Origin of the sequence: Aeromonas sp. Marseille-Q5825 (genome assembly GCF_946892685.1) — a bacterium.
GTDB classification, from domain to species: Bacteria; Pseudomonadota; Gammaproteobacteria; order Enterobacterales; family Aeromonadaceae; genus Aeromonas; species Aeromonas rivipollensis.
This window is the reverse complement of sequence record NZ_CAMPOU010000006.1, coordinates 525,930-541,112: the sequence shown is the minus strand read 5'-3', so window position 1 is coordinate 541,112 and position 15,183 is coordinate 525,930. Positions and strand designations below refer to the sequence as shown.

Genomic DNA, 15,183 nt, shown 5'->3' with positions numbered 1-15,183 from the left:
GTTCCCTTACTTGCGAAGTGGTAGGTAGATGGTGAATTCGGTGTGGCCGGGCCAGCTGATGCAGTCGATGCGTCCCTTGTGCTGATCGATCAGGTTCTGGGCGATGGAGAGGCCGAGGCCTGTGCCTCCCTCCTTGCCGGTGATCATGGGGTAGAAGAGGGTGTCGCGAATGGCATCGGGAATGCCGGGGCCGTTGTCGATGATCTTGATCTCGGCGGCCAGACGGTAGCGCTGGCCGTGGATGGTGATCTGGAAGGCGGTGCGGGTCTTGATGCGGATGAGCCCGGTCTGGTCACCTAGGGCCTCGGCGGCATTGCGGACTATGTTGAGAAACGCCTGCTGCAGCTGGTCCGGCTCCATCTCGAACTCGGGAATGCTGGGGTCGTAATCCCGCTCGATGCGGATCTGGGGCGGCAGCTCCAGGTCTACCAAGCGGCGCACCTGCTCCAGCACCGAATGCACATTGTGCATCTGATGGCGTCCCGGCCGCTGAGGGCCGAGCAGACGATCGACCAGCACCCGCAGGCGATCGGCCTGCTCTATGATGATGCCGGTGTATTCACGCAGGGCCGGGTCCGGCAGCTCCTTTTGCAACAGCTGGGCCGCGCCACGCAGACCCCCGAGGGGGTTCTTTATCTCGTGGGCCAGCCCGCGCACCAGCTCCTTGGCGGCTTGCTGCTGGGCATGCTGTTGCAGCTCCTGGCTGATCTTCTTCTGCTGATCGATTTTGCGCAGCTCCACCACCATCAGCCGCTGCTCGTGGTCGGCCATGGGGCTCACGCTGATCTCCACCAGCCTGGGCTCTCCCTCCACCACCAGGGTGACTTCGCTGTCGGTGAAGCCCTGCCCCGAAATGAGGCACTGCTTGAATCGTTGCAGATCGAGGGAGATGTGCTCCAGCAGATGGGGCAGTTCGATCCCGATCAGTCGCCGTTCGCTGAGGGAAAGCAGCTGTTCGGCCGCCGGGTTGACGAATTGAATGCAGAGCCGCTCATCCATCAGGATGACGGCGGTCAGCAGGTTGTCCAAGAGTGTCTTGGCGTGATCCGAGCGGGTTGGCACAGGTTTCTCCCTAAAACGGTGCTTTACACCTGTTATGCACCGATATGGTGCATTGAGTTTACCCGCATCGGTGCGTCACATCACCCCTAATTGGCCTTGGGGGTGGCTTTGGGAGCCGGATTCACAGTCGTTCTATGCAGGTAAAAGGTGGCTGCTTTGGATTTAGCAAGGATCGTACCGTCTTTGGTAAGCAGCTCGAGCCGTGCCTCGTAGGCGCCGCGAGGGAGGTTCTCAACCCGGATGGCCAGGCTGTTGTGAACGAGGGGAATGGCCTTGTCGTTCAGCAGCAGTCGCACGTCATATTGCACCGGTGCCTGGGGATGGACCTGTGCCTGGAAGACGATGTTGCCCGTGTTGTCGCGCAATGTGCTGCCCGGTTCGGGGGAGAGCAGTTCTATCTCCAGGGGGGCTGCTTCCTGGGCCTTCCTGGCATCGACCCCGGTCAGGCTGTTGAAGTCGTCGACCTGGACCGAGTGGGGCGAGGTGCCGATGAGGGGGGAGACCCGCAGGTCTAACTCCCTGGCGTTCTTGCCGGGGGGAGGAGCGTCGGTGTAATGGGTCACCCCTTGAGGGTCGACCCAGGAATAGACTCTGGCCGCCTGGGCGGTGCAGGAGATCATCAGCAAGAGGCCCAGCGTCCATGTCGGGTGTACTGTTTTCATCCATCTCTCCTTGACGGGGTTCACCTTAATCCTATCAGAGAAAAAAATGTCGGGTTTATTGTCGGATCGGCGGTGAAAAATGGGCTCGCCGAGCCCTAGCACCATGCTGCGTGAGGCAATGAGTCATGATATTTCAGCCCCTTAGATAAAAAACCCGCCAGATGGCGGGTTTGTCATGATGAAGCAATGGGCACCGGATTAGACGGAGTAGTACAGCTCGAACTCCAGCGGGTGCGGGGTCATGCGGACACGATCCACGTCATGCTGCTTCAGCTCCAGGTAGGAGTTGATGAAGTCGTCGCTGAAGACGCCGCCACGGGTCAGGAACTCGCGGTCTGCATCCAGTGCGGACAGGGCTTCGTCCAGGGAACCGGCAACGGTCGGCACTTCTGCGGCTTCTTCCGGCGGCAGGTCATACAAGTTCTTGTCCATGGCATCGCCCGGATGGATCTTGTTGATGATGCCGTCCAGACCGGCCATCAGCTGGGCAGCGAAGGCCAGGTAGGGGTTGGCAGCCGGATCCGGGAAGCGCACTTCGATGCGGCGTGCTTTCGGGCTCGGCACCACCGGGATACGGATGGAGGCAGAGCGGTTGCGGGCGGAGTAGGCCAGCATGACGGGAGCTTCATAGCCCGGCACCAGACGCTTGTAGGAGTTGGTGGTCGGGTTGGCGAAGGCGTTGATGGCCTTGGCGTGCTTGATGATGCCGCCGATGTAGTGCAGCGCCATCTCGGACAGACCGCCGTACAGGTCGCCAGCGAACAGGTTGACGCCGTTCTTGGCCAGGGACTGGTGGCAGTGCATGCCGGAGCCGTTGTCACCGAACATGGGTTTCGGCATGAAGGTGACTGTCTTGTTGTAGGCGTGGGCCACGTTGTGGATCACGTACTTCAGCACCTGCACTTCGTCAGCTTTCAGGGTAAGGGTGTTGAAGCGGGTTGCGATCTCGTTTTGACCGGCAGTGGCCACTTCGTGGTGGTGAGCTTCAACGACCTGGCCCATCTCTTCCAGCACCAGACACATGGCGGCACGGATGTCCTGGGAGGAGTCAACCGGCGCAACCGGGAAGTAACCACCCTTAACGAAGGGACGGTGACCCTTGTTGCCGTGCTCGTACTCGGTACCCGAGTTCCAGGCAGCTTCTTCGGATTCGATCTTCACGAAGCTGTGGCCCATGGTGTTGGAGAAGGTGATGTTGTCGAACATGAAGAATTCCGGCTCCGGCCCGAACAGCACGGTGTCAGCGATGCCGCTGGCTTTCAGGAAATCTTCGGCACGCTTGGCGATGGAGCGCGGATCGCGGTCATAGCCTTGCATGGTGGCGGGTTCAAGCACGTCACAGACGATGTTCAGCGTGGTCTCTTCGGTGAACGGGTCCAGTTTGGCGGAGGCCGGATCCGGCATCAGCACCATGTCAGACTCGTTGATGCCCTTCCAGCCGCCGATGGAGGAGCCATCGAACATCTTGCCGTCTTCGAAGAAGTCTTCGTCGACCTGGTGGGAAGGAATGGATACGTGCTGCTCTTTACCCTTGGTGTCGGTAAAACGCAGATCAACAAACTTGACTTCGTGTTCCTGGATCAGGGCCAAAACGTTCTGGGCTGACATGCTAAGTAACCTCCGGTGTTAAAACTCTTTGGGTGAATGCGTCATCACATTCACATAAGCCAGTATCGTGCCAAGTTTGTGACAGCTTGATTTCAGTGCATTTGCACCCTTTCAGGCTGTCGGGACTCCCGCTTTCATGCTTGGCTGCGCCTCAAAGTGGTGCAACCTTGGATCGTTTTGGTGCACCAGGATGGTGCGCCTACGTGTCAAGACCATCTAAGCAGGCTTTTGGCGCGGGGTCCATGATCCAGATCCCCTGTCGTACACGAATGGTCTGCAATTCTGCTAGGCAGATCACAAAGGCGAGAGTACAATTAGCGCCCAATTTTACCCGGTGATTTGAGGCGAGAATGTTAGAGAATTTACGCAATATTGCGATTATTGCGCACGTAGACCACGGCAAAACTACCCTGGTTGATAAGCTGCTGCAGCAGTCTGGAACCCTGGACCGTACCACTGATGGTCAAGAGCGTCTGATGGATTCCAACGATCTGGAAAAGGAACGTGGTATTACCATTCTCGCCAAGAACACTGCGATCCGCTGGAATGACTACCGCATCAACATCGTCGATACCCCGGGTCACGCCGACTTCGGTGGTGAAGTTGAGCGCGTCATGTCCATGGTTGACTCCGTGCTGCTGCTGGTCGACGCCGTTGACGGTCCTATGCCGCAAACCCGTTTCGTGACCCAGAAAGCCTTCGCCCAGGGTCTGAAGCCGATCGTGGTCATCAACAAGATCGACCGTCCGGGTGCTCGTCCTGACTGGGTAATGGATCAGGTATTCGACCTGTTCGACAACCTGGGTGCCACCGATGAACAGCTGGACTTCAAGGTTGTTTACGCCTCTGCACTGAACGGTTGGGCCACCCTGGACCAGAGCGTCGAGTCCGACAACATGGAACCCCTGTTCCAGGCCATCGTTGACAACGTCGAGCAGCCGAAGGGTGACCCCGCCGGTGGCTTCCAGATGCAGATCTCCCAGCTGGACTACAACTCCTACGTCGGTGTTATCGGTATCGGCCGCATCACCCGTGGTCGCGTCAAGACCAACCAGCAGGTCACCATCGTTGGTGCCAACGGCAAGAACCGTACCGGCAAGGTCGGTCAGGTGCTGGGTTACCTGGGTCTGTCCCGTACCGAAGTGGCCGACGCGCAAGCGGGCGACATCATCGCCATCACCGGTCTGGGCGAGCTGAAGATCTCCGACACCATCTGTGACAACAATGCCGTCGAAGCCCTGCCACCGCTCTCCGTCGACGAGCCGACCGTGAACATGACCTTCCAGGTCAACACCTCACCGTTCGCCGGCAAAGAAGGCAAGTTCGTGACCTCCCGCAACATTCTGGAGCGTCTGAACCAGGAGCTGGTCCACAACGTGGCCCTGCGTGTGGAAGAGACCGAAGATCCGGACAAGTTCCGCGTCTCCGGCCGTGGTGAACTGCACCTGTCCATCCTGATCGAAAACATGCGTCGCGAAGGCTACGAGCTGGCGGTATCCCGTCCGGAAGTTATCCTGCGCACCGTTGACGGCGTTCTGCACGAACCGTTCGAAACCGTGACCGTGGACGTGGAAGAGATCCACCAGGGTTCCGTCATGGAGCAACTCGGCCTGCGTAAGGGCGAGATGACCAACATGACCCCGGATGGCAAGGGCCGTGTCCGTCTCGACTTCATGATCCCGAGCCGTGGCCTGATCGGTTTCCAGACCGAGTTCCTGACCATGACCTCAGGTACCGGCCTGCTGTACCACACCTTCGACCATTACGGTCCGCACAAGGGTGGCAGCATCGGTGAGCGTCAGAACGGCGTGCTGATCTCCAACGCCACCGGCAAGGCCCTGACCTTCGCCCTGTTCGGCCTGCAAGACCGCGGTCGTCTGTTCATCGGTCACGCGACCGAAGTGTACGAAGGCCAGGTGATCGGGATCCACTCCCGCTCCAACGACCTGACCGTCAACTGCCTGAAGGGCAAACAGCTGACCAACATGCGTGCCTCCGGTACCGACGAAGCCCAGGTGCTGACTCCGCCGATCCGCATGACCCTGGAGCAGGCTCTCGAGTTCATCGACAACGATGAGCTGGTGGAGATCACTCCCAAGGCCATCCGTATCCGCAAGAAACTGCTGACCGAGATGGATCGCAAGCGCGCCGGTCGTGCTTGATCGATAGCTGTTCATCGACAGACCAAAGAGAGGCCTTATGGCCTCTTTTTTTATGGTCGCGCGGCGGCCTCTTGCTCCGGGTTGGTCGATGGTGATGGCCGCGAATCGGCTCATGGGTGGTCAGATGGGCACCCTATCTGACACAATATCTGCATGATGACGCTTACGAGAATCAAGATGCAGCAGCAAATCCGGGGCCGCCTGGCCCACGCAGTCTCCTTCTTGCGCCACGATGGCGCCCATTTTGCCCAGTTTGTCTGGGGCCGTTTCCAGCAGGACAGGCTGACGGTCACCGCCGGTTACCTGGCCTATGTGACCCTGCTCTCCCTGGTGCCCATGGTCGCCGTGGTGTTCGGCATGATGTCGGCCTTCCCTGTGTTCCAGACCCTGAAACAGCAGATGGAGCAGTTCGTCTATCACAACTTCGTGCCCACCGCCGGCGAGATGCTCAAGGAGTACATAGACGGCTTCGTGGCCAATGCCACCAACACCACTGCGGTCGGCATAGGCGCCCTGATAGTGGTGGCGCTGATGTTGATCTCGGCCATCGACAAGAACCTCAACTACATCTGGCGTTCGACCCAGAATCGACCGCTGGCCCAGGCCTTCGCCATGTACTGGATGATATTGACCCTGGGCCCCGTGCTCATCGGGGCCAGCCTCGCCATCTCCTCCTACATACTGTCGCTGAAGCTGTTTGCCGCTGACAGCCTGTTTGGCGCAGGATATCTGGTGCTGCGCAGCCTGCCGTTCCTGTTCTCGGTGTTCGGCTTCCTGCTTATTTATACCGTGGTGCCCAACTGCAAGGTGCGGCTGACCCACGCCTTGATCGGCGCCCTGGTGGCAGCCACCCTGTTCGAGCTGGCCAAGCGCGGCTTCTCTATCTATATCACCAACTTCCCCTCCTATCAGGCCATCTACGGCGCCCTGGCGACCATCCCCATTCTGTTCGTCTGGGTGTATCTAAGTTGGTTGGTAGTCTTGCTCGGTGCGGAGACCACCGCCTGCCTCGGAGAGTATGAGAAGCCCGGCAACGAGGAGCTGGCCTGAGTCAGCCGCTCATTGTTGGCACCGATATCCATTCTGTTCGTCTGGGCCTTTGTAAACACTCTGAGTTGGTTGGTGGTCTTGCTCGGCGCGGAGACCACCGCCTGCCTGGGGGAATACGAGAAACCGGGCAACGAGGAGCTGGCCTGACATAGCGCCGACCCTGGCGGGAAAGGCGTTGGCCCGGGCAGGGCATTTATTGGTAGCATCAACGACCGCCCCGTCATGACGACGGCGGCGGTCGTTATGTTTTGAGAGGAGAGGGATGTGATTGCATTGATTCAGCGGGTGTCAGAGGCCAGCGTGACCGTCGAGGGAGAGGTGACCGGGGCCATAGGCCAGGGGTTGCTGGTGCTGCTCGGGGTAGAGCAGGGGGACGATGAGGCCAAGGCCGACAAGCTGCTGCACAAGGTGAGCGGCTATCGCATCTTCTCCGATGCAGAGGGCAAGATGAACCTCAACGTGGGCCAGGTCGGGGGCAGCCTGCTGGTGGTCTCCCAATTCACTCTGGCGGCGGATACCGGCAAGGGAATGCGACCCAGCTTCTCCGGCGGTGCCCACCCGAGCGATGCCGAGCGGCTCTATGACTACTTCGTTGCCCGGGCCAGGGAGGGCGGCATGCCGACCGAGACGGGACGTTTTGCCGCCGACATGAAGGTCAGGCTGCTCAACGACGGCCCCGTGACCTTCTGGCTGCAGGTGTAGGTATCATTGCTGGCGCCAGGCCGTGGATGCCTGGCTTTTCACCCTGCCGAGGGCTCTCGCGGCGATCCGCCAGCAAGAGTGAGGGCCCGCAACAGGCCTAGGCGAGATTGGTGGCGTGCAGTATGACGTTGCGATAACCCGGCACCCCGTGGGCGCTGGTGGGGCCTATCCACTCCTCGGCCAGCCGTTTGGCCTGCGCCAGTTCGAGGTGGGTCCGTGGCAGCAGGTTGACGATGAGGGTGCCGTGCAGGCATCTGGCCAGCGCCTGATAGATGGGCGCCTGGAACAGCAGCAGGGGATTGCCGTCCTGGCTGAACAAGTCCAGCAGTACCAGATCGTAGGCGTCCTGGCTCTGGAGCAGGAAGTGCAGGGCGTCCGCATGATGCAGCCTAGGGGAGCGCTGCGAGGCGTCCTGGAAGAACTGCTGGAACAGGGTGAGGATCTCGGCGTCCAGATCCACGCAGTCGTGGCGGGCCTCGGGCCAGCGTGCTCCCAGATGGCGGGTGAGATCCCCCCCTCCCAATCCCAGCTCCAGGATCCGGCTCGCCTCTGCGGGCAGCCGCTCGGCGATGCTCTGTTGATGGGGCAGGCAGAGGTGTTCCGGCTGGCTCAGGCTCATGGCGGATTGCACCACGCCGTCCATTTCCAGCCAGCGGTGGCGGGCATTTTCCAGGATGGAGAGGCGGCGTTCGGGTTTGGCGCTGAGGTGCAATAAGTGATCGGCTTGGTACGCTTGCAGATTGAAGTCCATGAATTTGCACGGCAAGATGGCTTTCGACCAGTGTAACTCAAGGATGTCGCTATGTACCGGGTGGTCACTCCTCAAACGGCAGTCGAGCTGGACTCTTACTACCAGCTGCGCTGGGAGGCATTGGTGCGCAAGCTCTTCAATCTGCCCGTCGGCGCAAACTCAAGGATCTCTTTATGTACCGGGTAGTTACCCCCCAAACCCCAGCCGAGCTGGATGCCTACTACCAGTTACGCTGGGAACTCCTGCGCAAGCCTTTCAATCTGCCCGTGGGCTCCGAGCGTGACGAATACGATACCGTCGCCATTCATCGGCTGATGCTGGCCGAAGACGGCACCCCCATTGCCGTCGGTCGCCTCTTCATCGGGGGGGACGAGGCCCAGATCCGCTTTATGGCGCTGCGCCCGGAGTTTCGCGGTCAGGGGCTGGGGGCCCGCATGGTGGAGGATCTCGAACAGCTTGCCCGGGACGAGAAGGTGAAACGGCTGGTGATGAACGCACGCCAGGAGGCGGTGGAGTTCTATCGTAGGTGCGGTTTTCTCGAGGTGGGTGAGGGGCCCGTCTCCTTCGGTCGCATTCCCCATCGTCAGATGATCAAATCCATCAGTCCGCTGCAGACCATACAGTACCGCCCCGAGTGGTGTCAGGATCTCACCACCCGCTGGTCGAGGGGGATCCCCATCAGCGAGAAGATGGGGGTGCATATCACCCACTACGATGGCCAGACCTTCCACCTCAAGGCCAACCTGGCGGCCAACCTCAACGTCCACGACACCATGTTCGCCGGCAGCATTTACAGTCAGTGCGTGCTGGCGGGCTGGGGCCTCATCTGGCTGCAACTCAAGGAGGCCGGTCTGGGTGGGGATACAGTGCTGGCTGAGGGCAACATCAAATATTACAGACCCGTGAGCGAGGAGCCGGAGGCCAGGGTCGCCCGGGAGGGGATGCCCGCCGTGCTGGCGCCGCTCAAGAACGGGGAGTCCGCCAAGTTCAGCCTGCGGGTGCAGCTGTTCAGCGGCCGCAAGCTGGCGGTGGAGTTTGTCGGCCAGTACGTGGTGCTGCCCATCAAGCGGGCGGGACACTGACCCCGCCGTCCGACATCCGTTAGCAACAGGGCCTCATGATGAGGCCTTGTTCGTCATTGCGCCGCGGTGGCGGGGGGCGTCTGGGGTCGCCGGAGCGGGCCGCTGCGCCCCTGGGCCGGGTAGCGTACGCCTGTCTCCCAGTCGCAAGTGGCTTCCCCGGTCGGGAAGCGCCATTCAAGGGCCGGGCTCTCAAGGGGGCCACGCCAGAGCGCCAGCAGCTCGGCGCAGCGCCGTTTGTTCAGCACGCCGAGATCCAGCTGCCACTGGTCGCTGGCGAGATCGACCCCGCCCTGCAACGCCAGCAGGTGGGTGATGGTGGAAGCCCCGCCCTGCTCGATCTGCAGCTTGCCCTGCTCGGCCCTGGCCTTCAGCTTGATGTGGTAGAAGGGGGTATCCCCCTGCTGCATCGCCTGCCACAGGGTCTCGGGGGTCAGGGTGGGCGGGGCCGCCTCCTTGAACCAGTTGTCCAGCAGAGGGTCTATCCCGACCTTGTCCCAGAAGGGATCCCTGGCCTCCAGGCTCAGGCTGCCCTGCAGGGTGCGGCGCCAGTTGCCGGTGGTCTGCTCCGGTTGCGGGGCCAGATCTGCCTGCAGATCCGTCTCCAGATCCACCTTGCCCGCCAGCGAAACGGGGGCATGGAGCAGTTCGCCCCACTTCTCCAGATCCAGCTGCTTGCCCTGCAGTTGCAGGCGGCTCTCCTGCCCGGGCACCTTGCCCCATTGGCCGCTCAGGCTGAGGGAGCCCTCATCCGGCAGCTCGCTGCTGAGGCTGTTGAGCTGCCAGGCGCTGGGGGTCAGCTCCGCGTCCAGGGCGCCGTTGCGGGCACTCAAGCCGTCCCACACCAGCTCGAACCACTTGCTCTCGATACTGGCTCTGCCCAGCAGCGGGCCCGGCTGGTTGCCCTTCAGGCTGAGATCGCTCAGATAGAGCTGCCAGCCGGTCAGGGAGAGGGGCAGGGTGTCGTCGAAGGAGAGCACCTTGAGCTTGTCGAAGGCCAGCTTGCGCACGTCGATCTGCTGCGGGCGCCAGCCCTGCCACTCCTGCCACCACCCTTCCGGCAGGCTGATGTCCATGCCGCTCAGGGCCAGGTCTTTGAGGGTCAGCTTTTGCTGTTGGGTGTCGAGGGCAAGCTCGACATTGAACTCCCCGTCGTATGCCTTGCCCTGCAGCTCGGCATCGATCTGCCCGGGGGAGAAGGCGAGCTTGCCCTCGATGGCTTCCAGCTGGAACAGGCCGCGGCCGAGATCTGACAGGGTGCCTGAGAGATAGCCGCTTGGCTGGTTGCCCGCCTGCCAGTCGAAGGCGGTGAGCTGACCGCTGAAGTTGTTGAGGGAGAGCTCCTGCTCTATGGCGTTGACGCTGACCCGATCGAGCTGGCCCCGATCCAGGGTGATGCGGCGCAGGGGGAACTCACCCTGGGGGATGTCCCCCAGTTCGACGCGCATGCCATGGGCCTTCAAGGTGTGCAGTTGCAGGCTGCGATCCGGCCAGTTCAGCACAATGCCGGTTTCCAGCAGACCGTCGAACAGATTGGTGGTCAGCTTGTCGGTGCTCAGCACCTGCCCCTCCAGTCGCCCCTTGAGGCTGAGGCGGGCCAGGGTGAGCTGCGGCGTCTCCAGTTGGTTGATGCCGAGGCTGAGGTTGGCCTGGGGCTGGCGTTTAGGATCGATCAGCTCCCAGTCGCTCAGGGTGGCGCTCAGGCCGCGCAGGGTCAGCTCCGGGCTCAGCAGGCTCAGGTTGTCTATGGTGCTGTCGCTGATGGTGAGGGAGTGCACCGGCAGGGTCGGCAGCTGGTTCGGTAGCGGCAACTTGATGACGGGGCGGATGAGATCCAGGTGGGCGATGCGTACGTCCCGGTTCAGCCAGTCGATGTTGTCTATCTCCAGATAGATCTTCTCCAGCTGCACCGCATCCCCGTATTGCACCTGCTCCGCCAGCAGGGTGTAGGGGTGAAGCGGGTTGAACACCAGCCGGCCTATGGTGACAGGCACGCCGGTCTGCTGGCTGATCCAGCTGGCGATGGGGCCCTTGGCCCGCTCGGCGTCGAACAGGCCGAGACCGACCCAGACGAATAGCAGCAGGAAGGCAAACAGATAGAGCAGGGCGCGTAGCCAGGAATTCATCGGTGTTTTCCTCCTGTGATCTGTTGGGGGTCAGGCGTTGGAATAGTGATCCCGCAGGCCGAGCCAGCGGCGGATCAGGGGTTCGACATGGCATGGATGCCGGTCCATCAAGAATCTGACCATCTTCTGCATCTGCCTCGGTCAGGCATTGGAGTAGTGATCCCGTAAACCGAGCCAACGCCGTATCAAGGGTTCGACATGGCTCGGATGCCGGTCCATCAAGAATCTGACCATCTTCTGCATGTCCCCGGGTCAGGCATTGGAATAGTGATCCCGCAGGCCCAGCCAGCGGCGGATCAGGGGGTCGACATGGCTCGGATGCTTGTCCATCAAGAAGCGCGCCATCTTCTGCACCTGAGGAATGAGCGACTGATCGCGCACCAGATCGGCGATCTTGAGATCCGCCAACCCGGTCTGGCGGGTGCCGAGCAGTTCCCCCGGGCCGCGCAGCTCGAGATCCCGCTGGGCGATCAGGAAGCCGTCGTTGGTCTCCCGCAGCACCCCGAGCCGGCTCTGGGCCGTCTTGGAGAGGGGGGCATGGTAGAGCAGCACGCAATGGGAGGCCACCGAGCCCCGGCCGACCCGGCCGCGCAGCTGGTGCAACTGGGCCAGCCCCAGCCGCTCCGGGTTCTCGATGATCATCAGGCTGGCATTAGGCACATCAACCCCCACCTCGATGACGGTGGTGGCGACCAGCAATTGCAAGATGCCCGCCTTGAACTCCTCCATCACCCGCTGCTTCTCGACCGGGCGCATCCGGCCATGGACCAGGCCTATGTGCAAACCGGGCAGTCTGGCTTGCAGCTCGGCGGCCGTGTCTTCGGCGGCCTGGCACTCCAGCACCTCGGACTCCTCGATCAGGGTGCAGACCCAGTAGGCCTGCTTGCCCTCGGTGCAGGCGAGTTTCACCCGCTCGATCACATCCTGACGGCGACTGTCCGGCAGGGCGACAGTGGTGATGGGAGTGCGGCCGGGTGGCAGCTCGTCGATGACGGAGGTGTCGAGGTCGGCATAGGCTGTCATCGCCAGGGTGCGGGGAATGGGGGTGGCGGTCATGATCAGTTGATGGGGATGGACCCCTTCCCGCTCCCCTTTTTCGCGCAGGGCGAGGCGCTGGTGCACCCCGAACCTGTGCTGTTCGTCGATGATCACCAGGGCCAGGCGCTGGAACACCACCTGCTCCTGGAAGATGGCGTGGGTGCCCACCACCATCTTGACGCTGCCGTCGGCGATGGCGGCCAGCGCCTCCTCCCGCGCCTTGCCCTTCTGCTTGCCCGCCAGCCAGCCCACCTTGATGCCGAGGGGTTCCAGCCAGTTGGCGAAGTTGATGGCGTGCTGTTCGGCCAGCAGTTCGGTCGGCGCCATCAGCCCCACCTGGCAGCCGTTGCCTATGGCTTGCAGCGCCGCCAAGGCCGCGACCAGCGTCTTGCCTGAGCCCACGTCCCCCTGCACCAGCCGCATCATGGGATGGCTGCGTTGCAGATCCTGGCTGATCTCCGCCACCACCCGGTTCTGGGCCCCGGTCGGCTTGAACGGCAGGGCGCTTAGCAGCTTTTCCACCAGAGCCGGTGCAGGCTTGAGGGTGCGGGCCAGCTGGGTCTGCGCCTGGGCGCGGACCTTGAGGACGGAGAGGTTGTGGGCCAGCAGCTCTTCCAGCACCAGTCGCTGCTGGGCCGGGTGCTGGCCGCTCTCCAGCAGGGCCAGCGCCACCGAGGGGGGCGGACGGTGCAGCAGACGCAGGGCGGCGGCGAGGTCTATCTGCTGGGGGTAGAGGCCGGCGGGCAGCAGCTCCTCCACCCCGTAGAGATCGAGCTGGGCCAGCGCCTGATCCGTGAGGCTGCGCAGGCTGAGCTGGCGCAAGCCTTCGGTGGTCGGGTAGACGGGGGTGAGCGCCTCTTCGGTCTGGCCGGCCTGCTCCTCGCCGAGCAGCTTGTACTCGGGGTGGGCCATCTCCAGCCCGTATTTGCCGGGACGGGCCTCGCCGAAGCAGCGGATCAACCGGCCCTGGGCCAGGCTGTTCTTCTGGGCGGCGGTGAAATTGAAGAAACGCAGGGTCAGGCTGCCGGTGCCGTCGCTGATGCGGCACACCAGCATGCGGCGGCGCCCCATGACCAGCTGGGTGTCCTGGATCTCGCCCTCGACGGCGCCGTGCAGCCCGGGCGGCAGATCACCGATGGGCCACACCTGGGTGCGGTCCTCGTAGCGCAGGGGGAGGTGGAACAGCAGATCCTGTACCGTTGCCAGCCCCAGCCGCTCGAGCTTCTCCAGCATCTTGCTGCCGACGCCCTTGAGGCTGTCGAGAGGAATTTTATCCAATTTCATCAATTAGATGCCCGAAAACACTGTAAATATGTCCAGATGATAGGGGTTGTTGCTGTCTCGATGCAAGCCGCGTTGCAGGGGCAGGGGCCCCCCAAGCTGGGTGAGAGGGCACATAGGACAAAGGCCTGCCGAACACGGCAGGCCTTTGCAGGGGCAGACAGGGGAGGCGGATAAGGCCTAGATGATCCGCTTGAGCAGGATGTGGGCCCTGACCCTGTGGATCCTGGCAAGCAGCTTGCGCACCTGCTCGGGGTAATCCTTGATCTGCTCGATCTGATCGAAGTGGCTGATGCGACGGGTGTGAGCCAGTATGTTCTCGCGCTCCTCCTGGAAGCGCACGCGCAGGTGGTGGTGGCGGTCATGGACCAGCAGGCCGTTCTCCAGATCCAGCGCCCAGGCGCGGGGATTGAGGTTGTTGCCGGTGAGCAGGGCCCACTCCTCGTCCACGAAGATCCCCTTGAGGTGATAGGAGTGCTTGTCGCAGCACCAGAGCATCAGGTTGAGACGGCCGCTGTCGATGTGGTGCTGGTTGCGCTCTGCAAACTTGCGCAGGTTGGTCTCGTAGAGATAGGGCAGGCCGCCTATGGTGGAGAATTTCTCCTCCGGCGGGATGAAGAAGTCGTTGGCTGTCTTGTCGCCCACCACTATGGTCACCTTGCAGCCGCGCTTGAGCAGGGCTTCCACGTCCTTGTTCAACTCCTTGGGGGGGTTGAAGTAAGGGGTGCAGATGAAGATCTCCCGCTCGGTGGCCCGCACCAGGTTGCGGATCATCCGGTTGAGCTGGTTGCCGCGTTTGCCCAGGCCCACCATGGGGGTGATGGCGATCTCCTGGCTGTTGGCCGGTATGCTCTCGAAGCGGTACTGGCTGGTGCGCAGGTTGTGCTTGAAGCGGCGGATCTGCCCCTTGAGCTGCTTGGCGCCCGGGATGCCGGGGCGATCCAGCCGCTGCACGGCCTCGCTCTTGAGGAAGACGTCATCCACGTAGTTGACCATGCTGCGGGTCAGGGCCTGGCTGTGGATCTGGTGATAGCGATCGAAGCGATAGCGCTCCTGCTGATGCAGGTAGATGTCGTTGAGGCTGGCACCCGAGTAGAGCAGGATGTCGTCGAAGATGAAGCCCTTGAGGTGCAGGACGCCGAGCAGCTCGCGGCCCTTGACCGGCACGCCGTAGATCTCGATCTGGTGTTCATGGCGGGCGGCCATGGCCTGATACATCAGGTGGTTGCCCCCCTGCTTGCCCTTACCGATCAGGCCGCGCTGGGCGCGGTGGAAGTCGACGAAGACCTTGATGTCGAGGGCGGGGTTGCGCTGCTTGGCGGCGTAGAGGGCGGAGAGGATTTCCCGTCCCGCCTCGTCATCCTGCAGGTAGAGGGCGATCAGATAGATACGCTGGGTCGCGTTGGCGATGAGCGAGAGGATACGGCTCTTGAAATCTTTGGCGCTGTTGAGTACCTGGAACTGATCTGCGGCAACCGCGATCTGGGGTAAACGTGCCAGCAACTGTCGATAATGTGCCGATGAATGCATAGAGAAGCCTGAAATCACGGGATGAAGCGTTCCACTCGGGGCGATGAATAGGCAATTCTAGCAACCTGTGGCGGTGGGCCCAAGCAAGAATCCGTAAAAATGTCGATGGAACACCATATCGGGGCCGCCGGA

Annotated in this window: 11 protein-coding genes; 4 read left to right on the top strand and 7 right to left on the bottom strand. The window is 62.0% G+C overall.

Translation table 11 applies throughout. The features are described from left to right. Positions 1-6: 6 nt before the first annotated feature. The 3 genes from glnL to glnA all read right to left on the bottom strand — a co-directional run bounded on the left by glnL (position 7) and on the right by glnA (position 3,332). Positions 7-1,062 (bottom strand): nitrogen regulation protein NR(II), encoded by a 1,056-nt coding sequence (glnL, locus tag OC537_RS17520; RefSeq protein ID WP_041206667.1) that lies wholly within the window; start codon positions 1,060-1,062, stop codon positions 7-9. 86 nt (positions 1,063-1,148) lie between these two features. Then, positions 1,149-1,724 (bottom strand): DUF4124 domain-containing protein, encoded by a 576-nt coding sequence (locus OC537_RS17515; protein WP_106885256.1) that lies wholly within the window; start codon positions 1,722-1,724, stop codon positions 1,149-1,151. A 198-nt stretch (positions 1,725-1,922) separates the two neighbouring features. Beyond that, positions 1,923-3,332: a glutamate--ammonia ligase gene (gene glnA / locus OC537_RS17510; protein WP_025325354.1), complete on the bottom strand. Its 1,410-nt coding sequence runs from the start codon at positions 3,330-3,332 to the stop codon at positions 1,923-1,925. Between the two features lie 350 nt (positions 3,333-3,682). On the opposite strand from glnA, the gene typA reads away from it, so the two are divergent. The 3 genes from typA (at position 3,683) to dtd (ending at position 7,246) form a co-directional block, all read left to right on the top strand. After that, positions 3,683-5,494, top strand: coding sequence for a translational GTPase TypA (gene typA, locus OC537_RS17505; RefSeq protein WP_041206669.1), 1,812 nt, complete (start codon positions 3,683-3,685; stop codon positions 5,492-5,494). 177 nt (positions 5,495-5,671) lie between these two features. After that, positions 5,672-6,544 (top strand): virulence factor BrkB family protein, encoded by an 873-nt coding sequence (locus OC537_RS17500; protein WP_025325356.1) that lies wholly within the window; start codon positions 5,672-5,674, stop codon positions 6,542-6,544. Positions 6,545-6,808: 264 nt separating this feature from the next. Continuing rightward, on the top strand, positions 6,809-7,246 hold the full coding sequence (gene dtd, locus OC537_RS17490; protein ID WP_139745014.1) for a D-aminoacyl-tRNA deacylase: 438 nt from the start codon (positions 6,809-6,811) through the stop codon (positions 7,244-7,246). A 97-nt stretch (positions 7,247-7,343) separates the two neighbouring features. On the opposite strand, the gene OC537_RS17485 is transcribed toward dtd, so the two are convergent. Further along, a complete protein-coding gene (locus OC537_RS17485) occupies positions 7,344-7,997 on the bottom strand; it encodes a spermidine synthase (protein ID WP_262113118.1) in 654 nt (217 codons plus the stop codon). Between the two features lie 173 nt (positions 7,998-8,170). Between OC537_RS17485 and OC537_RS17480 the strand changes: the two genes are divergently transcribed. Beyond that, positions 8,171-9,079, top strand: coding sequence for a bifunctional GNAT family N-acetyltransferase/hotdog fold thioesterase (locus tag OC537_RS17480; protein WP_025325359.1), 909 nt, complete (start codon positions 8,171-8,173; stop codon positions 9,077-9,079). 53 nt (positions 9,080-9,132) lie between these two features. Here the strand turns inward: OC537_RS17480 and OC537_RS17475 are convergent, their stop codons facing one another. The 3 genes from OC537_RS17475 to pssA all read right to left on the bottom strand — a co-directional run bounded on the left by OC537_RS17475 (position 9,133) and on the right by pssA (position 15,051). Continuing rightward, positions 9,133-11,202 (bottom strand): AsmA-like C-terminal region-containing protein, encoded by a 2,070-nt coding sequence (locus tag OC537_RS17475; protein ID WP_262113115.1) that lies wholly within the window; start codon positions 11,200-11,202, stop codon positions 9,133-9,135. Between the two features lie 252 nt (positions 11,203-11,454). Continuing rightward, positions 11,455-13,524, bottom strand: a complete 2,070-nt coding sequence (gene recG / locus OC537_RS17470; protein WP_163137749.1) for an ATP-dependent DNA helicase RecG — start codon at positions 13,522-13,524, stop codon at positions 11,455-11,457. A 177-nt stretch (positions 13,525-13,701) separates the two neighbouring features. Then, on the bottom strand, positions 13,702-15,051 hold the full coding sequence (pssA, locus tag OC537_RS17465; RefSeq protein ID WP_262113111.1) for a CDP-diacylglycerol--serine O-phosphatidyltransferase: 1,350 nt from the start codon (positions 15,049-15,051) through the stop codon (positions 13,702-13,704). Between the last annotated feature and the right edge of the window lie 132 nt (positions 15,052-15,183).

Excerpts from the sequence above, each read along its gene's own strand:
- OC537_RS17515 (WP_106885256.1), bottom strand. The coding sequence starts at position 1,724 with ATGAAAACAGTACACCCGACATGGACGCTGGGCCTCTTGCTGATGATC.
- glnA (WP_025325354.1), bottom strand. The coding sequence starts at position 3,332 with ATGTCAGCCCAGAACGTTTTGGCCCTGATCCAGGAACACGAAGTCAAG.
- typA (WP_041206669.1), top strand. The coding sequence starts at position 3,683 with ATGTTAGAGAATTTACGCAATATTGCGATTATTGCGCACGTAGACCAC.
- OC537_RS17500 (WP_025325356.1), top strand. The coding sequence starts at position 5,672 with ATGCAGCAGCAAATCCGGGGCCGCCTGGCCCACGCAGTCTCCTTCTTG.
- OC537_RS17485 (WP_262113118.1), bottom strand. The coding sequence starts at position 7,997 with ATGGACTTCAATCTGCAAGCGTACCAAGCCGATCACTTATTGCACCTC.
- OC537_RS17480 (WP_025325359.1), top strand. The coding sequence starts at position 8,171 with ATGTACCGGGTAGTTACCCCCCAAACCCCAGCCGAGCTGGATGCCTAC.
- OC537_RS17475 (WP_262113115.1), bottom strand. The coding sequence starts at position 11,202 with ATGAATTCCTGGCTACGCGCCCTGCTCTATCTGTTTGCCTTCCTGCTG.
- recG (WP_163137749.1), bottom strand. The coding sequence starts at position 13,524 with ATGAAATTGGATAAAATTCCTCTCGACAGCCTCAAGGGCGTCGGCAGC.
- pssA (WP_262113111.1), bottom strand. The coding sequence starts at position 15,051 with ATGCATTCATCGGCACATTATCGACAGTTGCTGGCACGTTTACCCCAG.